Raw genomic sequence first — 25,435 nt, 5'->3', positions numbered from 1 at the left:
ATGCTCGATGAAGATTAATTTTCCCCCGTCGGATTTTGTATTGAAAGGATGGGAGCAAATCCCAGTCCCTCGGTTGGCAAAGGTACGGCAGCGCTTTAACGACGCCCATATTATCGATTTGGAAGGACACATCAGGGCGGAGATGAGAACAAAGATTTCTCAGCCGGAGCGCTTTTGTGGAAAGAGAATCTGTATTACAGGAAGCAGCCGGGGAATCGCGCATATTGACCGGATGATGAAGGCGGTCATAGAGGAATTAAAAGCGTGGGGGGCAAAACCTTTTCTGATTCCTGCCATGGGAAGCCATGCGGGGGGAACGGCGGAAGGACAAAGAGAGATGCTGGCCTCCTTTGGGATTACCGAAGAAACGATGGGCGTTCCCATTTTGTCCAGCATGGAGACTGTTCAATATTCCTCTCTGCCGGATGGAACCCCTCTTTATGTGGACCGCTATGCCTATGAGAGCGATGGTATTGTTGTGATGAATAAGGTCAAACAGCATACCAATTTCCATGGCAAGCATGAAAGCGGCCTGGCAAAGATGATGGCCATCGGCCTGGCAAAACACGAGGGCGCTTCTCTTTTTCATATGAAGGGGTTTGATACTTTTGCCGAGAGAATTCCTCAGGTCTGTGAAGAATTTCTGCGGTGCTGTCCAACCGCTTTTGGAATCGGCATCGTGGAAAACGCCTATAATGAAATCTTGGAGGTGGAAGCGATTCCGACCGAGAAGATTTTGGAGAGGGACGCGGCGCTTTTGGAGCTGGCAAAAGAAAATACGGCGAAGTTTAAATACCCTCGTATGGATTTGATTCTGATTGATGAGATGGGAAAAGAGATCAGCGGATGCGGCTATGACCCCAACGTGGTTTCCCATGAAGTCCTGGATTATAAGAAAATCTTTGTAAAGAGTCTTTCCGAAGGCACGCATCACAATGCCTGCGGGATTGGAAATATCGATATTGTCACTCGAAAGTATTTAAACGATGTGGACTGGACCGTAACCTGGACCAACATTGCTACATCCACGGAACTTTTCAGCGGCCGGATTCCGATGTATGTGAATACCGATCGGGAGGCGGTTCTAGTAGGGCTTCGGTGCTGCAATGATGTTGACTTCACCAGACCCAGCGTGGTTCGGATTAAAAATACGCACCATATGGATGAAATCTGGGTGTCGGAAGCCTACTGGGATCATATTCGAGACCGGGAGGATGTGGAGCTTTTAAGCGAATTTGAGCCCATTCCATTTGATGAAGAAGGTTGGATGATTTCGGAATGATCGTCTACTTGACAGTCCTCTGCTTGTGCGATAAACTGAGATAGAAATCTTGGTTTCACAATATGAAACAATGGGAGGGCTGTATGGAACGAGAATACTTTGTAAGATCGATCGAAAGAGCGATGAATGTGTTGAAATGCTTTGACAGCGAGCATCAGGAAATTGGACTTCTGGAATTTGTGGATATGTTGGGGCTGAACAAGAGCACTCTATATCGAATTCTCAGCAACCTGGTGGATGGAGGCTTTGCCGACATCAATAGCGAGGGGAAATATGTGATTGGGAGTGAGATTGTGCGTTTGGCTAATATCAGCCAGAACAACGATTTTCTAAAGCATGCGGCGGAGGATTTGCTCCGTCATGCGGCTGAAGTTTCCGGTGAGACGGCAATCCTGACGAAGTACGAGCAGGGGAAAGCCATCTGCATTGACCGAATCGAAAGCAGCAAGGTACTGAAAATCACCTCGGAGATTGGGCGTGTGGTTCCTTTATTCCGTGGGGCGACAGGAAAAATTATTGCAGCCTACCTGTCGGAGGAAGAAAAAACGCGGTGTCTTGCCGTTCAAAAAAAACTTTTTTCCAGCTGGGAAAATGAGGAAACAGAGGAAGAGTTTGGGGAGATTCGAAAAGCGGGTTACAGTATCACAAAGAGCGAAGTGGATGATGGAGTTACCGCTTTCGCAGTGCCGTTGTTAGGAAATGGCAGCCGTGTGCTAGGGAGTATCAGCATTGCCGGTCCAGATTTTCGCTTTCATGAAGAAGTAATTGAAAGTTTTCGTGAGAGCCTGATAGATGAGGCTCAGGCTTTGTCGAGAAGGATGGGACACATTTAATAGAGAGGAGGGATGCTATGGCTGTGATTGAGTAAGTATCGTCAACAAGGTTGGAAACAAAATGGATACCATACTAAAGGAGGTAAGGATATTATGAAGAAAATCATAGCGATGATGACAGCGATAGCATTAGGCGTTTCTCTTTTGGCGGGATGTGGAAATGGAAACACCACGGAAACCAAGGCTCCGTCTGCTGCAGAGACCGGAACGGCAGCGCAGTCCGGAACCGAGGCTGCGGCTGGAACCGAAGCCCAGGCGGATGGGGATGTAATTGTGATGAAACTGGCGAATCCCAATCCGGCTGGAGATATCCGTGACCAGGTTTGCCTGAAGTTTTCTGAGCTGGTCAGTGAAAAGACCGGCGGCAAGGTACGAATCGACGTATACTCCGGAGGCTCCCTGGGAGATTGGAGAGATTGTATTGAAGGATTGTCCATGGGGATCGATGAGATTGTAATTGAGGCAATCTGCTCGCTCAATCCTTATACAGAGCTGGCGAATTTTGAAGCCATTCCTTATGTGTATCGGGATGCCGATCACTTTATGAAAGTAATGATGGGCGATCTCGGAAAGGAAATCTGTGAAGAAGTTGGCGAGGCCGGCGGATTTAAGATGGTTGGCCCTCAATATCGGGGCGCGAAAGTGACCACCAGCCAGAAGCCGTTCCACAATATTGATGAGGTCAAAGGCCTGAAAATGCGTGTTCCCAGCAATCAGGTAAATATTGATACCTGGGCTGCTTTTGGAGCGTCTCCAACCCCGCTGGCACTTTCGGAAACCTTTACTGCCTTACAGCAGCATACGGTGGAAGGCCAGGACAATTCGATTATTGAATCTTATGGTCATGGTTTTTACGATGTATGCGACTATTTGATGATGACAAACCATAATTACAATGCGGATGTTTGGATTTTTGACCGGGAATATTTCAATAACCTGGATCCGGAGATCCAGACAGCAATTGAAGAAGCGGCGCAAGAGGCTGCAGAATGGAGAACTCAGGCTGTCCTTGAGGAAGAAAAAGAGTATCTGAAAAAGTGGGAGGAAGCCGGAGTAGAGATTATTTATCCGGAGCTGGATGGATTCCGGGAAGCAGTCGCCGATTTTGCAAAAGATAAATATCCGGCGCTTCAGGATTTGGTAAGCCGCGTCCAGGCGGTTCAGTAAAAAGAAGCGAAGGGTGAGTGCGATGCAAAGATATAAAAAAGTTTTAGATGTGATAGATAAAGTGGTCATTGCGTTGACAGCGACTGTGCTGGCAGCCATGACGGTTCTGATGGTATATCAGGTTGTTTTGCGGTATTGTTTTAACAGCGCAAATTCCTGGACGGAAGAGCTGCTTCGCTATCTATTCGTGTGGGTGATTATGCTGGGCGGATCGCTGGCAATCCGGAGAAATTCTCACCTGAAGGTGGATATGTTTCTGAATTTATTGAAACCAATGGCCAGACGGGTCATCCAGATTGTGATGTATTTTGCTATTTTAGGTTTTTTGGTTGTGTTGTGCGTGTTAGGAATCCGTTTGGTACTCAATACAACAAACAATCTTTCCGCAGGAATCCGGGTACCTATGGCAGTTCCCTATGCCAGCATCCCAATCGGAGCATTTTTGATGATTCTGACGACGATCGAGTATCTGTGTGATCAGTTTGGGGAGCTTCGCAAATTGAGAAAGGGGGAACCATCATGAATGTTGGCGCTTTATTGATCATTCTTCTTCTGATTTTTGCTTTCCTGGGATGTCCAATTGTATTTTCGATTGGACTGGCGTCTTTGGCTGCTATCTTGCTGGACGGCATGCCCTTGATGATTCTCCCGCAGAAAATGTTTACTGGTTTTGACAGCACCGCGCTGCTGGCGATTCCGTTTTTCCTGCTGGCAGGAAATATTATGTCCGTTGGTCTGACGAAGCGGATTATTCATGTGTCCAATACCATGATCGGCTCCGTCAAGGGAAGCCTTGCCATTGTGACTGTAGTAGCCTGTGCCATCTTTGCGGCGATTTCGGGATCCAGCGTGGCGACGACTGCCGCTATCGGCGGAATTACGCTGCCGGCTATGGCGAAAGAAAAATATCCGACGGGATTTGCCGCCAGTATCACCGGAATTGCGTCCTCTATGGGAACGTTGATTCCACCAAGTATTTTCCTGATTGTTTATGGAAGCGCGACGGAAACCTCCATCGCTAAACTATTTATGGCGGCGCTGATTCCTGGTATTTTATTGGCGATAGCGTTGGTTATTTACGCCCATGTCTATGCCAAACGCCATGATTTCCCCAGCCATGAAAAGGCTTCGACCAAAGAAAAGGTGTCGGCGGTAAAAAATGGGATCTGGGCGTTGTTTATGCCGATTCTGATTCTTGGCGGTATCTTTCTTGGCATATTTACAGCGACAGAGGCCGCGGCTGTTTCGGCCATGTATGCGTTTTTGGTAAGCCTTCTCGTTTATCGGGAGCTGAGATGGAAAGAGCTAAAAGAGGTTTTAAAACAGAGCGCTGTTTCCACGGCTGCAATCGTGATTTTAGTCGGCGCATCCAAAGTATCCAGCTGGGTTATTGTGACTTCAAATCTGCCGAATGCAATTTTAGATTTCTTTCACAGTGTTACATCCTCGCCGGTGGGACTGCTGCTTTTGTTGAATGTGCTGCTGTTGATTGTGGGAATGTTCATGGAAGGAAATTCCGCGATTATTATGTTAACCCCGCTGATTGCGCCGCTGCTGAGCGCTTATGGTATCTCCGGCATCACCTTTGGCGTGGTCATGGCGATGAACTTAAGCCTGGGACTGGTGACGCCGCCGGTTGGCTCTTGTCTCTTGATTGCCAATGAGATTGCGGGAGGAAAGTTGGAGCATACGTTAAAGGCTGTCATTGTACCACTTTTGATTGGTATTGGCGTGCTGATGTTGGTGACGTATCTGCCGCCTTTGACGCTTTGGCTGCCGGATGTAATGTTTTAATTAAATAAAGAGTAAAAGGGAGGAAACAGTCTATGAAGAAATTCGTATCTATGCTGTCTGTAGCAGTATTGTCTGCATCTCTTCTTTGTGCTTGCGGAGGGGGGACGGAGAGCACGACAACGGCTGCGCCGCCTGCGGGAGACACGACAGGCGCGGCTGTCAGTCAGGAAGAAACCGGTACGCCGGCAACGACGTCAGCGCCGACGGATGGAGATGTAATCGTAATGAAACTGGCCAATGCCAATCCGGCCGGAGACATTCGAGATCAGGTATGCCGGAGATTTGCAGACTTGGCGGCGGAGAAGACGGGCGGAAAGGTAAAAATAGAAGTGTACTCCGGAGGTTCTCTTGGCGACTGGCGGGATGCTGTAGAAGGGTTGTCCATGGGAATCAATGAGATTGTTATCGAAGGAATCGCGACCTTAAGCGCCTATACGGATCTTGCTTATTTGGATGGGCTTCCCTATGTATTTCGGGATGCAGATCATTTCCAAAAGGTAATGTTGGGAGAGATGGGACAAGAAATTTGTGACCAGGTAGGCGAACAGGGTGGCTTTAAACTCTTAGGGCCGCAGTACCGGGGAACCAAAGTTACGACCAGTCAGAAGCCTTTTTCCAATTTGGAGGAACTAAAAGGTCTGAAAATTCGGGTACCGAATAACCAAGTAAATATCGATACCTGGACCTATCTGGGCGCATCGCCGACACCTCTGGCGCTGACAGAAACGTTTACCGCTCTTCAGCAGCATACGGTAGAGGCACAGGAAAATTCGATTATCGAGTCTTATGGACATGGATTCTACGATGTCTGTGACTACCTGATCTATACGGATCATCAGCATAGTGCGGACGTATTCATTTTTGATCGGAATTACTTTAATGATTTAGATCCGGAAATTCAGCAAGCGCTCACAGAGGCAGCGAATGAGGCTGCTCAGTGGCGGACCGAGACGGTGCTGAAAGAGGAAAAGGAATATCTGACGAAATGGGAGGAGGCCGGAGTAGAGATTATCTATCCGGAACTCGATGGACTCCGTGAAGCAGTAGCAAATCTGGCTGCGGACAAATATCCGATGCTGAAGGATATGGTAGACCAGATTCAGGCAGTACAATAAGAAATAAGATGATTTAAGTTAGAACAAAAAAGGAGTACCGCAAAATCACTGAAATAATGATTTTGCGGTACTTTTTGAGATAAAAAATGTTACGGCAGCAGGCACTGCTGCAAATTTGCTTCCTCTAAGATTTGCTTTCCGATATATTCCTGGCAGATCCGAACAAATTCCAGCAGCATGGGATGAAAAAATTTATTCTTGTGGTAGGCGATCATCCATTCTCTGGTCAATTTCATCCCTTCCACAGGAATCTCATACAATGCGCCGGAGGCAAGTTCTGACCGAAACATACTTGCCGAGGTAATACAGAGGCCGAGGCCATCCATGACGGCGGTTTTGATTGATTCTGAGCCACTGCATGTCCAAAATTCTTGATACCGGATACCCTTTTCTTCCGCGATATGATGAAATAAATTTCTCAGATAACTACTGCCTCCATAGGTGATAAAGGCTTGATCATTTAAATCCTGAAAAGAAATTTGCTTTCCATAAAAAGGATGTGTACGCCCGCAGACAAAAACCAACCGATCTGTGGCCAAGTGTTGGCAGACTAAATCCGGATGTGTAATTTTTCCCTCCACGATACCTAAATCTAATTCGCTGTTTAGCAGCTTTTCTTCAATGACAGGCGTGCTGCTGCCCTGGATATTCAAGGCGGCAGAAGGGTGCTGCTTTTGGACCTCTTTCACAATTCCACTTAGAAAACGAGAACTGAACACAGCGGTGGCTCCGATACGAAGAAGCGGAGTTTGCGCGGAGTTCTTTAAAAATACTTCCATTTCATTAAAAGTAGAGACAATATAGCGGGCGTAGGACAGGAGCTGCGTACCTGTGGGGGTCAGATACAGATGGCGGGATAACCGGTCGAATAGTTTTACGCCATAATAATATTCCATCTCGCTGATGGCCTGACTGATACTGGGCTGCGTGATATTTAACGCCTTAGCGGCCGCATTCATGGTCTGATTGTCAACGACGGCTAGAAAGATTTTTAAATATCGGATATTCATCGGAGATCTCCTTGTCTTTTTTATGAGAACGTATATATCTATGTTTTCAATGAAGGAGCCAAAAAGCATCGAAACAGATGGCTTTTGGCTCCTTATGAGAAGTTGCAAATAGAAAAATAAACGAAATTTGATAAAAATTAATAGTGGATAACTTCCTCTGCGTTTTTGATTGCTTGGATGACGGGTTTTGCCTCTTCGGAGAGGAAAAATTCGTAGGTGGACGCGGGAACTACATCCTGAATCTCGGAAAGCCGGTCTTCCTGAATCGCTTTTCGGACTTTAGATGCGCTGATGGCGGTGGTTCCGTCGGTTTTCCGAGGGACAATCACACATTCCACACCGCACGCGTCCAATTCTTCTTTCATAACCTGGTTATAAATCCCGGTTACCTGACTAAAAGGCTCTTCACCCACATAGCGGCGGTTGACACCGAGGGATGCAGCGATCTTTTTAAATACATTGATATCCAGTTTCGCGTGAGAGCGGATGACCAAGTCTTCATCCTTCAAAAAATAGGAAGGAAACGTCGCATTGGAAATGATGTAGCTTCCGGTAGGGTGATATACCAGATTCTTTAAATGGGCGGAACCCGCTTTTACCAATTGGAAGCGCACGTCAAAAGGAACCAGGGAAACATCTTCTGAAACAACGAATACATGAACGACGTCGTTTTCTGAAGCGGTTTTTTCCAGAAGGTACTGGTGCCCCAGGGTAAAGGGATTGGCGTTCATCACCACGGCGGCGATCTTTTCACCAGGAACCGACGTCTTTTTTAGATCATTTAAATAATCCTGAAATCCTGTCCGGCGGTTCTCCATAAAAACCACTTTTCCGTCCACACGGGCAATCTCGTAAAATCCCAGATCGTTAAAGAATTTAGCGGAATCACACTTGGTATAGAGAAAAAGTTCAATATTTCCTCGTTCATATTGGTGTTCCATCAGGTGACTGACAACCTGATTGAGCAGTCCCTCACCTTGATGGCCGGAATCTACCGCCATACAGCGCAGCGTGTTCTTGAAGCAGGATCCGGTGGCCACCAGATTGTAGTCTTCATCGAAAAGTCCCACGCTGTAGTCCAGATTTTTATCTCTCTGGATGCCTTCTTTTTCTAAAAGCGCGTCCATCTTACGGGTATCCCGTTTGTTTGTCGCACGGATTTCACTTAATGTATATTCGCTCATGGAGAACGGTTCCTTTCTGATTTGGAATGAAAGTAATGGATTATTTTTATTATATCTGGGAATGGAATACTTGTAAAGGGAATCGTAATCTCTCGCCGAAAGTCCTTTTTGGTAGAAATCCTGTTTTTTATGAATCTAGTATCTAGAAAACCGACTTTTATTGACAGCGCAAAGAGAAAATGTTACACTATTTTCGAACTCGCCGGAAAGAAACCGGCAGAAAATTTTGCGGCATCAGGTGCAGCCATCCTTGGCTGTGAAAAGGGAAACAGGTGAAATTCCTGTACGAGCCCGTCGCTGTAAAAAGTGCTTCCGCTATAAGCCACCGGTTAGCTGGGAAGGCGGCGGAGGGAGAGCTTTGAGTCAGAAGACCTGCCTGTGCCGAGATGCTTTTGCCATTCTACGCGGTCCTGGAATTGGAAAAGAAAGAGGCAGCCCCTTTCTTTTTGCGTGGAGAAAGCGGGCTATTTTATTCGCACATTAGGAAAGGACACGATGAAAACCGGTATTGAGGAGTATTACGTCTATAAAAATAATAAAAAAATGGCCTTTGGCTATACGACGGGTACCTGCGCCGCTGCCGCAGCAGGGGCTGCCGCCTGGCTTTTACTTTCCGGCTGCTCGGTGCCGTTTCTCTCGATTTTAACGCCCAAGGGAATCCGCTTAAATCTTCCAATTGAGGAGAGCCGGTGGGAGGGAGATCGCGCTGTCTGTGGCGTTAAAAAATACGCAGGTGATGATCCGGATGTGACGGATGGCGTGATGGTGTATGCCGCTGTGGAGAAAATAGACAGAAATTGCATCGAAATCGACGGTGGAGTGGGTGTGGGACGCGTGACAAAGCCTGGACTTGACCAGAGAGTGGGGAATGCTGCGATTAACCGCGTTCCAAGGCAGATGATTCAGGAAGCGGTGGACACGGTCCGAAACGATCAGGAATATACCGGTGGACTCCGGGTTGTGATTTCAATTCCGGACGGTGTGAAGCTGGCGGAAAAGACGTTTAATCCCCGGCTGGGAATTGTCGGGGGGATCTCCGTTCTTGGTACCAGCGGCATCGTAGAGCCCATGAGCGAGGAAGCCCTGGTAGCCAGCATCGAAGCGGAGATGCGGATGCGCGTGGCATCCGGTGCGGAGTATCTGTTGGTGGCGCCGGGAAATTATGGGATGGATTTTATCAAAGGAAGCGCGGAGCTAGACCTAAAGGAAGCGGTAAAGTGCAGCAATTATGTGGGGAAAACCGTAGACCTTGGGCTGGAATTAGGCGTAAAGGGGATTTTGTTTGTCAGTCATATTGGAAAATTTATCAAAGTAGCCGGCGGTATTATGAATACCCATTCGAGGGAAGCCGACGCCAGATTGGAGCTTTTAGCGGCTCACGGAGCTTTGGCGGGAGCGGATCGTTCTTGTCTCAAACGTGTGATGGAGAGCGTCACCACAGAGGATGCTTTAGACCTTCTGGAAGAAGCCGGCGTACTGGAAACGGTGATGCAGACTGTGACGGAAAAAATCGAATTTCATTTAAGGCATCGGGCCTATGACAGGCTTATGGTCGGGGCGATTTTATTTTCCAGCCGCCGCGGGGAATTGGGGCGGTCGCCGTCGGCGGACCGGTTGGTACAACGATTAAAAAAACAGGGGGAGACGGAATGAACGGAACATTATACGGAGTAGGCGTGGGGCCGGGCGATCCGGAATTGCTGACGCTAAAGGCGATGCGGCTGATTCGGGAAGCGGATGCAATTGCAGTTCCAGCCAAGGAAAAAGAAGAGAGCGTGGCATATCGGATTGTAAGACAGGCTTATCCGGAAATCCAGGAAAAGAATGTATTGGCGATTGAGATGCCAATGACAAAGGACAAGGAAAAATTGGCGGCGAGCCATCGCCTCGGCGCGGAGCTTTTGGAAAAAGAACTTTCCGCAGGAAAAAACGTGGTATTTTTGACTCTGGGAGATCCGACGGTTTATTCGACCTATCTCTATATCCACCGTTTGGTGGGAGCCGACGGATTTCCGACGGAAATTGTCAGCGGTATCCCTTCCTTTTGCGCGGTCGCTGCCCGGATGAATATGGGCCTTGTGGAAAAGGCAGATTTGCTCCACGTTATCCCTTCCTCCTATCCGGTGGAGACGGCTTTGCAGCTGCCTGGCACAAGGGTACTGATGAAAGCGGGCAAAAAGATGGGAGAAGTAAAAACGCAGCTGCAAAAACTGTCCTGTGAGGTTTCGATGATTGAGAACTGTGGGATGGAAAATGAAAAAATCTATACCAGCGTCGATGAGATTCCAGAGGACGCCGGATATTATTCTTTAATTATTGTAAAAGAACCGGAGGGAGGCAGGAAATGATCTCTTTTGTTGGAGCAGGATCCGGCGCGCCGGATTTGATTACGGTGCGGGGACAGAAGCAGCTGCAGGAAGCAGATGTGGTGATCTATGCCGGCTCGTTGGTAAATCCAGAGTTATTAAAGGAGACGAAGGCGGGCTGTGAAATTTATAATAGCGCTGCCATGACGCTGGAAGAAGTATTTGCCGTTATGGAGCAGGCGGAAGCGGCAGGAAAAAAGACGGTCCGGCTGCATACGGGAGATCCGTGCCTTTACGGCGCCATCCGGGAACAGATGGATTTATTGGAGCAGAAGGGGATTTCCTATGAGGTTTGTCCCGGTGTCAGCTCTTTTTGCGGGGCCGCCGCCGCCCTGGGGATGGAATATACGCTGCCGGGAATCTCCCAGAGCGTCGTTATCACCCGGATGGCCGGCCGGACGCCGGTGCCGGAGCGGGAGAGCATCGCATCTTTCGCCGCCCATCGGGCGACAATGGTCGTATTTCTCAGCACGGGGCTTTTGGAAGAACTCAGCAAGGAGCTGATTGCTGGCGGTTATTCTCCGGATACTCCGGCGGCTATTGTCTATAAGGCTACCTGGGAGGACGAAAAGGTGGTCCGCTGTACGGTGGCAGCCTTGGCGGAAGCTGCTAGAGAAAATCAAATCACAAAGACGGCTCTGATGGTGATCGGAGACGTGGTGGCCCAGAGCGGATACCAGCGGTCGGAACTCTATAATCCGGCCTTTACCACGGAATTTCGAAAGGCCAGTCACCCAAAGGAATAGGAGAGATATCATGCAGTGTGCGGTGATCAGCTTTACCCTCTCCGGAGGTCAGCTGGCAGAGCGGCTGATCGCTGGCCTTCGAGAAGAAGGTCAGGTGGTTCAGGGCTGGTGTCTAAAGAAATGGTCGGAAGCGTTTCCGGATTTTTTACCCATAGAGACTTCTCTTTCCGCCTGGTGCGAGGCTCGGTGGAAGGAAGGCGGAGGCTTGATTTTTATCGGGGCCTGCGGGATTGCGGTGCGCACCATCGCTCCTTTTATCCGGACGAAGACGGAAGATCCGGCGGTGATCGCAGCAGATGAGAAGGGCAATTTTGTGATTTCCCTGTTATCGGGTCATCTGGGGGGCGGAAACGCGCTGGCCAGGCAGGCGGCGGATGTTTTGGGCGGCCAGGCGGTGATTACGACGGCTACCGACGTTCAGGGAAAGTTCGCGGTGGATGTCTGGGCCAAGGAAAATGGCCTGATTCTCCCCTCGATGGCTTATGCCAAAGAGATATCTGCGGCGGTGCTTGCCGGAGAGACAATCGGATTTTCCTGTCCATATCCCCTGGAGGGCGTCGTGCCGGAGGAACTTTCCGGCGGAACGGCGGCTCGGTTACAGATCACGGTGGGGGTGCAAAAAGCGGATCAGCCGGTCTTTTTATCCCGTTCCCTGGTGATCGGCTTGGGATGCCGGAAGGGAAAACGGAAAGAAGAAATTGCCGAGGCGGTTGAGCAGGCGCTGCGGGAAGTCCAACTGGCAAAAGAGGCGGTCCGAGGCGCGGCTACCATTGACTTGAAAAAAGAAGAGGAAGGCCTGATCGCCTATTGCAGAGAGCAGGGATGGCCGCTGACCTTTTATACGGCGGAGGAATTATCCGCGGTAAAGGGAGATTTTACGCCGTCTCCTTTTGTGAAAAAGATTACGGGCGTGGACAATGTCTGCGAGCGGGCGGCGGTATTAGCGTCCAAGGGACGTATATTAGTGAAAAAGCAGGCGGCAAATGGGGTAACCCTTGCCATTGCGGAGGAAAACAGGAGGATTCATTTTGGCTAAAGTAATGGTGGTCGGGATTGGGCCCGGCCGGTATGAGGAGATGACAATCCGCGCGGCGGAAGCGCTTAGGGCCTGCGATACCATCGTAGGCTATACGGTATACGTCGATTTGGTACGGGAGCATTTTTCTGAGAAGGAATTTTTGACCACGCCGATGACCAAAGAAGTGGAACGCTGCGAATTGGCGTTTACGGAGGCCGCCAAGGGAAAGACGGTGGCCATGATATGCAGCGGAGACGCCGGCGTTTATGGGATGAGCGGTTTGATTTTGGAGATCGGAGCCCGGTATCCAGAAATTCCGGTGGAGATCATTTCCGGGGTGACCGCGGCTATCGGGGGCGCTTCCGTGTTGGGCGCTCCGTTGATTCATGACTTTGCAGTGATCAGCCTCAGCGACCTGCTGACGCCCTGGGAGAAGATTGAGAAGCGTCTGCTTGCCGCGGCGGAGGCGGATTTTGTGATTTGCCTTTATAATCCTTCCAGCAAGAAACGGCACGATTATCTGAGACGGGCCTGTGATTTGATTCTTCAATATCAGCCGGGAACAACGGTCTGCGGAATCGTGAAAAACATTGGCAGGGAGGGAGAAGAGAAGGAAATTCTTTCCCTGGAGCAGTTAAGAGAGACCCCAGTGGACATGTTTACGACTGTCTTTATCGGAAATTCGCAGACCAAGGCAGCTGGCGGGCGGATGGTGACGCCGAGAGGTTACCGGATATGAAACGGGTACTGCTGTTCGCGGGAACCAGCGAAGGCCGGCGTCTAGCGGAGCTTTTAGAACAAGAGGAAATTCCTGCCTATGTCTGTGTGGCGACGGAATATGGGGAAACTCTTTTGCCGGAATGCGCCGGCATTCAGACGGAATCCCGGCGTCTCAATCAGGCGGAGATGGAAGCGTTGATGGTCCGGGAGGCCTTTTCTCACGTGGTGGACGCGACCCATCCCTATGCGGCGGTGGTTTCCGAAAATATTCAGGCGGCCTGCACTGTTTGCGGACTTCCCTACCTGCGATTGTTGCGGGAAGAATCCGCAGAAGACGCGGAGGATTGTATTCTGGCAGAGTCTGTGGAGGACGCCGTCCGTTATCTTCAGGATACGGATGGAAATGTATTGATCACGACAGGAAGCAAGGAGTTGGCAAAATATACGGCGATTCCAAACTATCGGGAACGGCTGTTTGCCAGAGTTTTGTCCACCGAAGAAGCGGTGGCGGAGTGCCGGAAGCTGGGGTTTGAGGGGCGAAATCTGATTGCCATGCAGGGCCCTTTTAGCGAGGAATTCAATTGCGCTTTGCTAAAGCAGATTCAGGCGAAATATATGGTGACCAAGGAGTCGGGAAAAGCCGGAGGCTTTCCGGAAAAGCTTCGGGCGGCGAGAGCAGCCAGCGTCAAAGTGATCTTGGTGCAAAGGCCCCGGCAGGAGACAGGATATTCTTTTGCGGAAGTGGCGGAACTGCTTGGCATCTCGAAGAGGACCTGCCAGGTGGCGGCTGACAGCAAGGCGGGGAGTGGAAAACCGACGCTTGCGATCGTTGGAATCGGCATGGGAGGTTCCTTATCTTTGACCGGGGAAGCGGAAAAGGCATGCCGGGAAGCAGATGTGATTCTGGGTGCCGGCCGGATTTTGGAGACCTTAGCCCGGTTTGAAAAACCTATGGAGGCGATTTACCGTGCGGAGGCCATCGGAGCTTACGCGAAAGAACACCCGGAGTACCGGAATCTGGTCGTAGGCATGTCTGGCGACGTGGGCTTTTATAGTGGGGCGAAGAAATTATTGGAACAGCTGGATGGTTTTGAGATTCGGTTGATTCCTGGGATTTCCTCCCCAGTTTATTTCTGTGCGAAACTGGGGATTCCCTGGGAAGATGTGAAGTTGATCAGCCTTCATGGACGGGCCGCGAATTTGCCTGCCTCTGTTCGGAAACATCGACGGGTATTTGCGCTGGCCGGCGGAAGGGAATGCAGCGCCGGGGATATCTGTCAAAGTTTGATGGATGATGGCTTTTCCCATGTAAGGGTTACGGTAGGGCAGGAACTTTCCTATCCGGAGGAACGAATCCTTTCCGGAACCCCGAAAGAGCTGGTAAAGAAGGAATGGACTGGTTTGCAGGTCCTGTTGATTGAAAATCCGGAAGCCGATATGGCTGTCGTGACTCACGGTCTGCCGGATGACGCGTTTCTTCGTGGGAACGCGCCGATGACGAAAGAGGAGATCCGGGAAATTTCCCTGTCAAAGCTTCGATTGACTGCAGGGGCAGTGGCCTATGATGTGGGAGCAGGAACCGGTTCCGTGGCCGTGGAGATGGCTCTTCAGGCGACCGACGGCATGATATATGCCATCGAGAAAAAAGAGGATGCTTTGGAACTTTTGAAAGAGAACCGAAAGCGTCTGGGCGTTCCCAATCTGACGGTAGTGTCTGGAACTGCGCCGGAGGCCCTAAGGGAACTTCCTGCGCCGACCCATGCGTTTATCGGCGGAAGTTCGGGAAATCTGGCGGATATCCTGAATCTGCTTTTGGAAAAGAATCCTAGGGCGCGGGTGGTGGTAAACGCGGTAACTTTGGAGACGGCTGCGGAGATGACCATTTGGCTAAAACAGCACTCCGTGGATGATTTGGATGTGGCCCAGGTGGCTGTGGCGAAAGCAAGGACGCTCGGCTCGTATCATCTGATGACCGGGGCAAATCCGGTGACAATTTTTTCTTTTACCGGAAAGGGGGAAATAAATTGAAACTTCCCAGAATCCTTTTTGGAGCGGCGTCCAGCGGAAGCGGAAAGACGCTTTTGACCTGCGGTATCCTGCAGGCTTTGCGGGAACGGGGGCTTCGGGTGTCTTCCTTTAAATGCGGGCCCGACTATATTGATCCGATGTTTCATACGCAGGTTTTGGGCGCCCATTCCCGGAATTTGGATACGTTTTTTACCGGGGAGAACTTGACCCGCTATCTGCTGGCGGAAAACAGCCGGGAGGCGGATATTGCCGTCATGGAAGGCGTGATGGGATATTATGACGGGATCGGAGGTACGACGTCCGGGGCCTCCTCCTATGATTTGGCCCGCGTGACCCAGACGCCGGTGGTTTTAATTGTCAATGGGAGAGGGATGAGCTTATCTCTGGCGGCTTTGGTAAAAGGCTTTGTGGATTTTCGGCCAAATTCCGGTATCCGCGGCGTGATTTTTAACCAGGTATCTCCTAACATTTATGAAGAGTTAAAATCGATTGTGGAAAAAGAATGCGGGGTAAAAGTGCTGGGCTATGTGCCGAACTTGAAGGATTATGTGATTGAAAGCCGGCATCTTGGCCTGGTAACGCCAGAGGAAGTGGAAGGACTGCAGGAAAAATTGGCGGGCCTTGCAAAAATTCTGGAGAGAAGTCTGGATTTTGATGAATTGATTGCAATGGCAAAGCAAGCGCCGGAACTTGAGGAGGAAGAACCAACGCTTCCACGGTTAGAGGAATCCGTTCGTATCGGCGTAGCCCGCGACGCGGCGTTCTGCTTTTACTATGAGGATAATCTGGAGCTTCTTCGAAAGATGGGGGCGGAATTGGTGGAGTTTTCTCCCCTTCGGGATTCGGCGCTGCCGGAATCTTTGGATGGCTTGATCTTTGGCGGCGGTTATCCGGAACTTTTTGCCAGGCGCCTGGAAGAAAATGAGACGCTTCGAAGACAGATTCGAGAGGCTTTGGAGGCCGGCATTCCCTGCGTGGCAGAGTGCGGAGGCTTTTTATATCTCCAAAAGGAACTGGAAGATATGAAGACCTTTTCCCATGAGATGGTCGGATTTTTGCCGGGCAAGGGCTATCATACCGGACGGCTGAGCCGGTTTGGATACGTGGAACTGACCGCTCGGTGCGAGACCGTTTTTGGTCCGGCGGGGACTGCCTTAAAGGGACACGAATTCCACTATTTTGACAGTACGGACTGTGGAAACGCATTTTTGGCGAAAAAGCCGGTACGGGAAAATACATGGGACTGCGTGCATGGGAGTGAAAACCTGGCGGCCGGTTTTCCTCACTTTTACTATTATTCCAATCCGGAAGCTGCTTTCCATTTTTTAGAAAGAGGGGTTGCATATGCTCATCGAAGAGACCATTCATAAGATTACCTGCCGGGACGCCAGAGCGGAAGAACAGAGCCGTAGGCGTTGGGATAGTATCGCCAAGCCGCTGCGGAGTTTGGGAAAGCTGGAAGACGTCGTTGTGCAGATCGCGGGAATTACGGGAACTCACCAGGTTCGTTTGGAGAAGAAAGGCGTGGTGATCTGCTGTGCGGACAATGGAATTGTGGAAGAAGGCGTTACGCAGACCGGCCAGGAAGTGACGGCCATTGTGGCGGAAAATTTTTTGGATGGAAAAACCAGCGTTGCGATTATGGCAAAGAGCGCAGGCGCAGACTTATTTCCCATGGATACCGGCATGGTAAAAGATACCCGTGTGGAGCGTCATAAGACCGCTTATGGAACGAAGAATTTTACCAAGGAGCCGGCTATGACCAGGGAGGCCGCCATCGCGGCGGTAGAGGCCGGGATACGAAAGGTCAAGGAACTAAAGGAAAAGGGATACCGGATTTTGGCTACCGGCGAGATGGGAATCGGCAATACAACCACCAGCAGCGCCATGGCGTCCGTATTTTTGGACGTTGCCCCGGAATTGGTAACGGGGAAGGGCGCGGGCCTTACCAGTGCCGGCCTGGAAAAGAAGATTCAGGTGATCAAGGATGGCATTGCTCTGCACCAACCGGACCCGTCGGACCCTATCGATGTGTTGGCGAAGGTTGGCGGCTTTGATATCGCCGGATTGACCGGTGTATTTCTCGGCTGTGCGGCGGAAAAAATTCCGGTGGTGATCGACGGCTTTATTTCCGGCGTCGCGGCGTTGACCGCCGTGCGGCTGTGTCCGGGCGTGCAGGATTATCTGATTGCCTCCCATGTGTCCAAGGAACCGGCCGGTCAGATGATTTTGGATGCTTTAGGCGTCAGTGCGTTTTTAACCTGTAATATGTGTCTCGGCGAGGGAACCGGGGCGGTAGCCTTATTTCCTCTGTTAGACATGGGACTTCAGGTATACGATCAGATGAGCACCTTTGATCAGGTTGAGATCGAAGCCTATCAGCCTTTGGCTTAAGCGGAGGACGGTATGATCGGACTGGTATATGGGGGAAGCGGCAGCGGGAAATCCGAATTTGCGGAGAATCTGGCCATGGAGCAAAGACAGGATTCCTTGATTTATCTGGCTACCATGGCTGCTTTTGATTCAGAAAGTCAAGGCCGGATTTTACGCCATCGAAGGCTTCGAAACGGAAAGGGATTTCAGACAGAGGAACGGTATACCAGGCTGGAAGAATGGGAGATTCCTCCCCATGCGACCGTACTTTTGGAGTGTTTATCCAATTTGGCGGCCAATGAAATGTTTTTGCCGGAAGGCCGTCCGGACCGTCCGCTTGAGGCAGTTCTTCGCGATTTGGCCCACTTAGCGGAGCAGGCGGATACCTTGATTGTGGTATCCAATGATGTATTTGGGGACGGAATTTGGTATGAGGGTGAGACGGATACCTATCTTCACGTGATGGCAGAGGCCAATGCCTGGCTGGCAAAGCAGGCGGATGTGGTCGTGGAATCGGTACATGGTATCCCGGTCTGGTGGAAGGGACAGGGTAACACAGTCCCCAAAAAGGAGAAGAGTTCCATGCAATTGATAACCGGAGGAGCGTATCAGGGAAAATTAGCCTTTGCCCGTACTCTGATAGAAAAAGAAGAGCCTGTCGTCTGGGAAGGAAAGAATGGGGAGCCGGAAGTCTGGGAGCAAGTGGACATTCTGGAAGATTTTCCTGCGTTCGTCCGGTACTTTCTAGAAAAGGGAAGCGAGGTGGAACCTGTCTTGGAGCGGATGCTCCGGGAAAATCCTGCTTTGGTGGTAGTGACTAGAGAGATTGGCTCCGGCGTGGTTCCGATGGACGCTTTTGACCGTCGGTACCGGGAGCTGGCGGGGCGTTTGTCCTGCCGTTTGGCAAAAGAGGCAGGGGCGGTTTACCGGGTGGCCTGCGGCCTGGCACAGAAGATAAAGTAGCGGGGCTTGTTATGACGAGAATGGAGACGGCGGGGATTGCCCTGCTTTTGGGTTTTTTGTTGGATTTACTTTTGGGTGATCCTCACTTTTTGTGGCATCCGGTCAGGGGAATCGGATGGCTGATTTCCCATTGGGAGAAACTTTTGCGTAAGGCGTTTTCCAAAAGCCAACGGGGGGAAATGGCAGGCGGGATTTTGCTTGTATTGGGGGTAATTGTTTATACCTTAATTCCACCGGCATTTTTGCTTTGGCTTGCCTACCGGGCAGGCACGGGGATAGGAATTGCGGTGGAGACACTATTTTGTTATCAGCTTTTGGCCGCTCGTTCCTTAAGGGATGAAAGCAAAAAGGTCTATGACGCTTTGCGGCAGGAAGGCCTTCCGGCCGGCAGAAAAGCGGTTTCTATGATTGTGGGGAGAGACACGGAGAATTTGACCGAAGAAGGAGTGGTCAAGGCGGCGGTGGAGACTGTGGCGGAGAATACTTCCGATGGGGAGATTGCGCCTTTGCTTTTTATGGCCTGCGGCGGCGCTCTGGCTGGATTTTTTTATAAGGCGGTCAATACCATGGATTCCATGGTTGGCTATCAAAATGAGAAATATTTGTTTTTTGGCCGTGCAGCCGCACGGTTAGACGACGTGTTAAATTATATTCCATCACGGCTGGCGGCGGTTTTGATGACAGCGGCCTGTTGGCTGACTGGATTGGATGGAAGAAATGCATGGAAAATCTATAAACGAGATCGATGGAATCATGCCAGCCCCAATTCGGCGCAGACGGAAGCCGTGATGGCGGGTGGGCTCGGCGTGGAACTGGCGGGTGACGCCATGTACTTTGGGGTTTTGCATAAAAAGAAAACCATCGGAAATCCAGACCGGAAGATTGAACCGGAGGATATTCTGCGGGCAAACCGATTGATGATCGTCGCGTCCTGTCTGGGGATGGCGGCGGTGGCAGCGGTAAAATGGGGTTGGAAATTGTTGTTCTAAAGAAAGATATATGAGGGGGAACCAACTCTAAGTTGAAAGGGTTTGTTGATTTTTGGGAGGAGAGGATATGCACATCCATGGAGGCGATGTTTACGGAAGCCGGGTGGAACTGGATTTTTCCGCTAATTTGAATTTTTTGGGGATGCCGGAGTCAGTGCGGGCGGCGGCAAAGGCGGGCGTGGATCTTGCCGAACATTACCCGGACCCGTTCTGCCGGAAGCTGCGGGAAGCGATTTCTGCGGCGGAGGATGTGCGGCCGGAAGAGATCATTTGCGGAAACGGCGCTGCCGATCTGATTTTTGGATTGGTGCTGGCAAAAAAGCCGCGGCGGGCCCTGCTCTGGTCTCCGGGATTTTATGAGTATGAGCAAGCTCTTCGAACGATAGACTGTCCGATCGAATTTATCAAGCTGCGCCAGGAGATGGAATTTCAGTTTGAGGAAGAGACTCTTTCCCAGATCGTACCGGGGATAGACATCGTATTTTTCTGTAATCCTCACAACCCTACCGGCCAGGTGGCTTCGTTTTCTTTTTTGCAAAAGCTGCTTCGGCGATGTGAAGAGACAGGAACCTTCTGCGTGGTGGATGAATGTTTTTTGGATTTTGTTGACAAAGGGGAACGACATTCCGTAAAATCCAGAATGGATCAAAATCCCCGGCTTTTTATCTTAAAGGCGTTTACCAAACTCTATGCGATGGCGGGACTGCGGCTGGGATATGGCTTATGTTTTGATACGGAATTTCTTGCTAGGATGCAGGAAGTGATGCAGCCTTGGAATGTATCCGTTCCTGCCCAGGAGGCGGGGATTGCCGCCTTAAAAGAAAAGGAATACGTACGCCGGTTTCAGGAACTTTTACAGGAGGAACGGCGATTCCTCACACAGGAGATGGCTGCGATGGGCTATCGTCTGTACGGTTCCAAAGCAAATTTTATCTTTTTTCAGGGACCGACGGATTTAGCGGAATTTTGCAAAGAACAAGGGATTCTCATTCGAGATTGCAGTAATTACCGGGGGTTATGTCAAGGATATTACCGAATTGCGGTGCGTTCCCATGAAGAAAATATCCGAATTTTACAGGTTTTTCGAAAACGAGCATAAAGAAGAAGGAGCGAGAAGATGGCAAAATCGATTATGATTCAAGGAACCATGTCCAATGCGGGAAAAAGCTTGCTGGCGGCTGGGCTATGCCGGATTTTTCATCAGGACGGCTATAAAGTGGCTCCCTTCAAATCTCAAAATATGGCTTTGAATTCTTTTATCACGGAAGATGGCCTTGAGATGGGGCGCGCCCAGGTGATGCAGGCGGAGGCCGCTGGAATCCGCCCCCATGTATATATGAATCCGATTCTTTTAAAACCGACCAATGATATGGGCTCCCAAGTCATTGTAAACGGGGAAGTATTGGGAAATATGAGCGCCCGTGACTATTTTGCTTATAAGAAAAGACTGATACCGGACATAAAAAAAGCCTATGGGACTTTAGCCTCAGAATATGATATTATAGTGCTGGAGGGGGCCGGCAGTCCAGCAGAGATCAACCTGAAACAGGAAGATCTGGTCAACATGGGAATGGCGAAACTGGCGAAGGCTCCTGTGCTTTTGGCGGGAGATATTGACCGCGGCGGCGTGTTTGCCCAGTTGGTGGGGACCGTCGATCTGTTGGAACCAGAAGAGCGGGCCAGAATTAAGGGCTTAATTATCAATAAATTCCGCGGCGATAAAACCATTTTAGACCCAGGACTTTCCTTGCTTTCCGAGCGGACGAAAATCCCGGTGGTCGGTGTGGTTCCTTATATGCAGATCGATGTGGAAGATGAGGACAGCCTATCGGAGCGGCTGACGGGAAATGATACAGTGGAAGCAATCGATATCGCTGTGATTCGGCTCCCTAGAATTGCGAACTTTACAGATTTCAATGTATTGGAAAGCATGGCCGGCGTATCGGTGCGTTATGTGAAGAGCGTGGCAGAGCTAAGGCATCCGGATATGATTTTGCTCCCTGGAACAAAAAATACTATGAGAGATCTCCTTTGGCTCCGCCAAAATGGATTGGAGGCCGCTATTCAAAAGGCGCACCAGTCCGGTACGGTGATTTTTGGCATTTGCGGCGGATATCAGATGTTAGGAGAATCCCTGGCAGACCCTCTTGGTGTGGAAGAGGGAGGCGAGCTGCGGGGGATTGGGCTGCTGCCGATGGATACGGTTTTTGCAGGCGAAAAAACTAGAACCAGGGTAAGCGGGACAGTGGGAACGCTGCCGGGTCCTTTGGCCGGACTGTCTGGGCTTTTGGTGGAAGGCTATGAGATTCATATGGGAATCAGCACGTTCCATGAGAAGCAATGCCCGATGACTGTACTAAAGGACGCGGTGACTGGCGGACAGAAGCAGGACGGTGGGGCTCTGGCATCCGGCGTTTACGGCTCCTATGTGCATGGATTTTTTGATCGTTCGGAGATCGCAAGCAGTGTGATTCGTGCTTTGGCGGCCCAAAAAGGATTGGATTTTGACGCGATGCCTCAGATGGATTATCAACAGTATAAAGAGACCCAGTATGACCTTTTAGCGGATACGCTGCGCCGTCATCTGGATATGGATCAGGTTTATCGGATTTTGGAGGAGGGCTTGGACGATGAAAATTGAGTTGGAGCAGGTACTTCCCATGGATATTGAACGGAGAAGTTTTGAGATCATTACGGAAGAACTGAAGGGGCGGACGTTTCCACCGCTGGAAGAGCCGGTGATAAAGCGGGTCATTCACACGACGGCGGACTTTGACTATGCGGACAACCTTTGTTTTTCTCATCAGCCGGTAGAACGGGCCATGGAGGCCATTCGGCGGGGAGCGGATATCGTCACGGACACGCAGATGGCAAAAGCAGGAATCAATAAGAAGGTTTTGGCGGCCTTTGGAGGCGAGGTGCATTGCTTCATGTCTGATGAGGATGTGGCAAGGACGGCGAAGGAACGCCATATTACCAGGGCGGTTGCCAGTATGGAAAAGGCGGCTTCTTTGGGAAAACCGCTGATTTTTGCCATTGGCAATGCTCCTACGGCGCTGATTCGCCTTTATGAGATGATTCAAGAAAAGACGATCCGGCCGGAACTGATTATCGGCGTGCCGGTGGGATTTGTCAATGTGGTGGCATCCAAGGAATGGATTTTGGAGACCGAGACGCCCGCGATTGTAGCCCGCGGCCGCAAAGGCGGAAGCAACGTGGCGGCGGCTATTTGCAATGCGATTCTTTATCAGTTGCAGCCGAGCCGGGTAGGAGTGAGTGATAAATGAGTATACAGATGGCAGGAATCGACCACAGTTTGGCTCCGATTCCAGTACGGGAAAAATTTTCTTTTACAAAAAAAGCGCAGATGGAAGCCCTAGAAGCCCTAAAGCTCCAAGACGGCGTGAGCGGATGTATGATTTTGTCCACGTGTAATCGGACGGAACTATGGGTCAATAGCAGGGAAGAGCAAGCGCTTCCGCTGGAACAATGGCTCTGCGAATGGAAAGAACTCTCTCTGGAAGCGTACCGAAAATATTTGGTGCAAAGGACCGGGGCGGAGGCGATTTCTCATCTGTTTCGCCTGACCAGTGGCCTGAAATCCATGATTTTAGGAGAAGATCAGATTTTGACCCAAGTACGGGAAGCATGGAATTTGGCAAGGGAAGCGGAAAGCACAGATCCGGTATTAGAGGTGCTGTTTCGTATGGCGCTCACGGTTGGCAAAAAGGTAAAATCCAATCTTCAAATGTCGACGGCCAATACTTCTGCCATTGAGCATGCGATTCGCTTTTTGAAGCAGGGCGGCTATGATTTTTCCGGCAAGACCTGTCTGGTCATTGGAAATGGAGAGATGGGGAAACGGTCTGCCTTAGCGCTGGTGGAAGAAGGGGCCGATGTAACGGTGACCGTACGCCAGTACCGAAGCGGAATGGTGGAAATTCCTGCCGGCTGTAAACGGATTAATTATGGGGAGAGAATGGAGCTGCTGCCTGCCTGCGACCTGGTGGTCAGCGCTACCAGCAGCCCCAATACGACCATCAAATACAGCGATTTGGCGAAACAGAAGATGGAACGGGAGATGATTTTTATTGATCTGGCGGTTCCGCGGGATATTGAGCCAGAAATAAAGGAACTGCCGAAGGTCACGCTCTATGATATTGACCATTTCCCCGTATGTCCGAAGTCAAAGCGGCTGCAGGAGCGTCTAGCGGTAGCGGAGCAGCTTTTGCAGGAGCAGCAGGAAGAATTCGCCAGCTGGTATGAGTGCCGGGACGTTGTTCCCAAGGTACAAAAGATCAGTCAGGCTTCGGCGGATGATCTCGTCTGGCGGATGGGAAAGACGCTGAAAAAATTGCCTCTCTCCGCCCAGGAAAGAGCTTTATTGGAGGCAGGAGCCGAGGATGCGGCGTCGAAAGTCGTCCGCCGTTTGTTGTTTGCCCTCCGGGATGAGGCGGGAAGCGATGTGCTTCGTCAATGCCTGTCTGTTTGGGAGAATTTATATCATGAATAAGAAACGTTTTCCTGTTTTTATTTCCCTGGAAGAAAAGCCAATTTTGGTGGTCGGGGGTGGAAATATTGCGGCGCGCCGTGTGAGAAGCATTCTTGGATTCGGACCAAGGGTTACGGTTTGGGCGCCGGAACTTTCTTCCGAGCTTCAGCGTCTTTTATCCGAAGGGCGTATTACTTGGTGGAGGGGGGCATACTGTACAGGAGGAATAGATGGATTTTTTCTCATCTTGGCCGCTACAGGTGATGAGAAAGTGAACGAGGCGGTTTATTGGGAGGCAAAGAAAAAACACATCCCAGTCAATGTGGCGTCGGATCAAAGTCTTTGTGATTTCTTTTTTCCCGCTTTGGTGGAAACCGAGAAGCTGGTGATTGGGTTAGCTGGAGATGGGAGCGATCATAGATTGGTAAAGGAGACAGCGGCTGCGCTGAGAGAGCATATGAAACCAATACGGGTAGGAAGCAGAGAGAGCCGTCTGGCTGTCATTCAGTCAGAAATGGTGGTAGAATATCTGAAAAAAGAACTGCCGGGGCGTCCGGTGGAGCTTTTGACCATGAAGACAATGGGCGATCGGATATTAGACCGAAGATTGGATCAGATTGGAGGAAAAGGCCTCTTTGTCAAGGAACTGGATCAGGCGCTTTTGGACGGCAGAAGTGATCTGTCGGTACACAGTTTAAAAGATATGCCCATGGAAGTGCCGGAGGAATTGCCTCTTCTTGGGTTTTCCCGCAGAGAGGATCCCAGGGATGTCTTGGTATTGCCAATCAATCAAACGGAATGGGATCGGACCCTGCCGGTGGGCTGTTCCAGCAGGAGGCGGATGGTGCAGCTGAGTAAGCTGTACCCGGACGTTACGTTTTGCAACATTCGGGGCAATGTATTGACCAGGATTAAGAAGCTTGATACCGGGGAATATGGAGCGCTTGTCCTGGCGGCGGCTGGGTTAAAGCGGTTGGGCCTTTCCGAGCGGATCAGCCGGTATTTTTCGGTGGAAGAAATGATCCCGGCTGCCGGTCAGGGTATTCTGGCTATTCAAGGACGAAAGGGAGAAGACTACTCGTATCTGAACGGCTTTTTTGATCCCGAAGCGTCATTTGCCGCCAGAGCGGAGCGGAGTTTTGTGCGGACACTGGACGGCGGATGCAGCTCCCCCATTGCGGCTCATGCTGAGATCAAAAATGGGATGCTGCGGCTGCGGGGGCTTTATTATAGTGAGGAACGGGACGATTTTGTGATCGGAGAGATTTCTGGCGAACCGGAAGCGTGCGAAATACTGGGAGAAAAGCTGGCTCTCCAACTGAAAAAGCAGCTGCTTTAAGGGATACAGGTTTGCT

The 25,435-nt window shown here is 50.5% G+C and carries 23 protein-coding genes and 1 riboswitch; of the genes, 21 read left to right on the top strand and 2 right to left on the bottom strand.

Going from position 1 to position 25,435, the window contains the following annotated elements; all coding sequences use genetic code 11:
- The first annotated feature begins 7 nt into the window (after positions 1-7).
- From ACCC71_RS08085 to ACCC71_RS08060, 6 genes are all read left to right on the top strand, one after another.
- On the top strand, positions 8-1,282 hold the full coding sequence (locus tag ACCC71_RS08085) for a lactate racemase domain-containing protein (RefSeq protein ID WP_434309122.1): 1,275 nt from the start codon (positions 8-10) through the stop codon (positions 1,280-1,282).
- Positions 1,283-1,365: 83 nt separating this feature from the next.
- A complete protein-coding gene (locus tag ACCC71_RS08080) occupies positions 1,366-2,115 on the top strand; it encodes an IclR family transcriptional regulator (RefSeq protein WP_434309121.1) in 750 nt (249 codons plus the stop codon).
- 93 nt (positions 2,116-2,208) lie between these two features.
- Complete coding sequence (locus ACCC71_RS08075) at positions 2,209-3,282, top strand: TRAP transporter substrate-binding protein (protein WP_434309120.1); 1,074 nt, start codon at positions 2,209-2,211, stop codon at positions 3,280-3,282.
- Positions 3,283-3,304: 22 nt separating this feature from the next.
- Positions 3,305-3,805 (top strand): TRAP transporter small permease, encoded by a 501-nt coding sequence (locus tag ACCC71_RS08070; RefSeq protein WP_434309119.1) that lies wholly within the window; start codon positions 3,305-3,307, stop codon positions 3,803-3,805.
- Complete coding sequence (locus ACCC71_RS08065; protein ID WP_434309118.1) at positions 3,802-5,076, top strand: TRAP transporter large permease; 1,275 nt, start codon at positions 3,802-3,804, stop codon at positions 5,074-5,076. The genes ACCC71_RS08070 and ACCC71_RS08065 overlap by 4 nt, the downstream gene beginning before the upstream one ends.
- Before the next feature lie 32 nt (positions 5,077-5,108).
- Positions 5,109-6,191 (top strand): TRAP transporter substrate-binding protein, encoded by a 1,083-nt coding sequence (locus tag ACCC71_RS08060; protein WP_434309117.1) that lies wholly within the window; start codon positions 5,109-5,111, stop codon positions 6,189-6,191.
- Positions 6,192-6,280: 89 nt separating this feature from the next.
- On the opposite strand, the gene ACCC71_RS08055 is transcribed toward ACCC71_RS08060, so the two are convergent.
- On the bottom strand, positions 6,281-7,201 hold the full coding sequence (locus ACCC71_RS08055) for a LysR family transcriptional regulator (RefSeq protein ID WP_434309116.1): 921 nt from the start codon (positions 7,199-7,201) through the stop codon (positions 6,281-6,283).
- A gap of 137 nt (positions 7,202-7,338) precedes the next feature.
- A complete protein-coding gene (citC, locus tag ACCC71_RS08050; RefSeq protein ID WP_434309115.1) occupies positions 7,339-8,385 on the bottom strand; it encodes a [citrate (pro-3S)-lyase] ligase in 1,047 nt (348 codons plus the stop codon).
- Between the two features lie 218 nt (positions 8,386-8,603).
- Positions 8,604-8,779, top strand: a riboswitch (cobalamin riboswitch).
- A gap of 101 nt (positions 8,780-8,880) precedes the next feature.
- Between citC and cbiD the strand changes: the two genes are divergently transcribed.
- The 15 genes from cbiD to hemC all read left to right on the top strand — a co-directional run bounded on the left by cbiD (position 8,881) and on the right by hemC (position 25,419).
- On the top strand, positions 8,881-10,038 hold the full coding sequence (gene cbiD, locus ACCC71_RS08045) for a cobalt-precorrin-5B (C(1))-methyltransferase CbiD (RefSeq protein ID WP_434309114.1): 1,158 nt from the start codon (positions 8,881-8,883) through the stop codon (positions 10,036-10,038).
- Entirely contained in the window at positions 10,035-10,733 is a 699-nt protein-coding gene (cobI, locus tag ACCC71_RS08040) for a precorrin-2 C(20)-methyltransferase (RefSeq protein ID WP_434309113.1), read from the top strand. The genes cbiD and cobI overlap by 4 nt, the downstream gene beginning before the upstream one ends.
- Positions 10,730-11,497: a precorrin-4 C(11)-methyltransferase gene (cobM, locus tag ACCC71_RS08035; RefSeq protein ID WP_434309112.1), complete on the top strand. Its 768-nt coding sequence runs from the start codon at positions 10,730-10,732 to the stop codon at positions 11,495-11,497. Before cobI ends, cobM begins: the two co-directional genes overlap by 4 nt.
- Before the next feature lie 10 nt (positions 11,498-11,507).
- Positions 11,508-12,533, top strand: coding sequence for a cobalt-precorrin 5A hydrolase (locus ACCC71_RS08030; RefSeq protein ID WP_434309111.1), 1,026 nt, complete (start codon positions 11,508-11,510; stop codon positions 12,531-12,533).
- Positions 12,526-13,254: a precorrin-3B C(17)-methyltransferase gene (gene cobJ, locus ACCC71_RS08025; RefSeq protein ID WP_434309110.1), complete on the top strand. Its 729-nt coding sequence runs from the start codon at positions 12,526-12,528 to the stop codon at positions 13,252-13,254. The genes ACCC71_RS08030 and cobJ overlap by 8 nt, the downstream gene beginning before the upstream one ends.
- The gene (cobK, locus tag ACCC71_RS08020) at positions 13,251-15,263 is read left to right on the top strand and encodes a precorrin-6A reductase (protein ID WP_434309109.1); all 2,013 of its coding nucleotides are present in this window, start codon (positions 13,251-13,253) and stop codon (positions 15,261-15,263) included. Before cobJ ends, cobK begins: the two co-directional genes overlap by 4 nt.
- Positions 15,260-16,633: a cobyrinate a,c-diamide synthase gene (locus tag ACCC71_RS08015; RefSeq protein WP_434309108.1), complete on the top strand. Its 1,374-nt coding sequence runs from the start codon at positions 15,260-15,262 to the stop codon at positions 16,631-16,633. Before cobK ends, ACCC71_RS08015 begins: the two co-directional genes overlap by 4 nt.
- Positions 16,608-17,657: a nicotinate-nucleotide--dimethylbenzimidazole phosphoribosyltransferase gene (gene cobT / locus ACCC71_RS08010; RefSeq protein WP_434309107.1), complete on the top strand. Its 1,050-nt coding sequence runs from the start codon at positions 16,608-16,610 to the stop codon at positions 17,655-17,657. The genes ACCC71_RS08015 and cobT overlap by 26 nt, the downstream gene beginning before the upstream one ends.
- Positions 17,658-17,669: 12 nt before the next feature.
- Positions 17,670-18,599, top strand: a complete 930-nt coding sequence (locus ACCC71_RS08005; protein ID WP_434309106.1) for a bifunctional adenosylcobinamide kinase/adenosylcobinamide-phosphate guanylyltransferase — start codon at positions 17,670-17,672, stop codon at positions 18,597-18,599.
- A gap of 20 nt (positions 18,600-18,619) precedes the next feature.
- Positions 18,620-19,588: an adenosylcobinamide-phosphate synthase CbiB gene (cbiB, locus tag ACCC71_RS08000; RefSeq protein ID WP_434311827.1), complete on the top strand. Its 969-nt coding sequence runs from the start codon at positions 18,620-18,622 to the stop codon at positions 19,586-19,588.
- A 67-nt stretch (positions 19,589-19,655) separates the two neighbouring features.
- Positions 19,656-20,687 carry a pyridoxal phosphate-dependent aminotransferase gene (locus ACCC71_RS07995; protein WP_434309105.1) on the top strand — a complete coding sequence of 344 codons (1,032 nt, stop codon included), beginning with the start codon at positions 19,656-19,658 and terminating at the stop codon, positions 20,685-20,687.
- A gap of 18 nt (positions 20,688-20,705) precedes the next feature.
- Positions 20,706-22,229, top strand: a complete 1,524-nt coding sequence (locus ACCC71_RS07990) for a cobyric acid synthase (RefSeq protein WP_434309104.1) — start codon at positions 20,706-20,708, stop codon at positions 22,227-22,229.
- Positions 22,219-22,875 (top strand): precorrin-8X methylmutase, encoded by a 657-nt coding sequence (locus ACCC71_RS07985; protein WP_434309103.1) that lies wholly within the window; start codon positions 22,219-22,221, stop codon positions 22,873-22,875. Before ACCC71_RS07990 ends, ACCC71_RS07985 begins: the two co-directional genes overlap by 11 nt.
- On the top strand, positions 22,872-24,101 hold the full coding sequence (gene hemA, locus ACCC71_RS07980) for a glutamyl-tRNA reductase (RefSeq protein WP_434309102.1): 1,230 nt from the start codon (positions 22,872-22,874) through the stop codon (positions 24,099-24,101). The genes ACCC71_RS07985 and hemA overlap by 4 nt, the downstream gene beginning before the upstream one ends.
- Positions 24,094-25,419 (top strand): hydroxymethylbilane synthase, encoded by a 1,326-nt coding sequence (hemC, locus tag ACCC71_RS07975; RefSeq protein WP_434309101.1) that lies wholly within the window; start codon positions 24,094-24,096, stop codon positions 25,417-25,419. The genes hemA and hemC overlap by 8 nt, the downstream gene beginning before the upstream one ends.
- The last annotated feature ends 16 nt before the right edge of the window (positions 25,420-25,435 follow it).

The organism is Hominifimenecus sp. rT4P-3 (genome assembly GCF_051055405.1).
Taxonomy (GTDB): Bacteria; Bacillota; Clostridia; order Lachnospirales; family Lachnospiraceae; genus Pseudolachnospira.
Note: the sequence above shows the minus strand (reverse complement) of the source record. Positions and strands in the feature narration are given on the sequence as shown.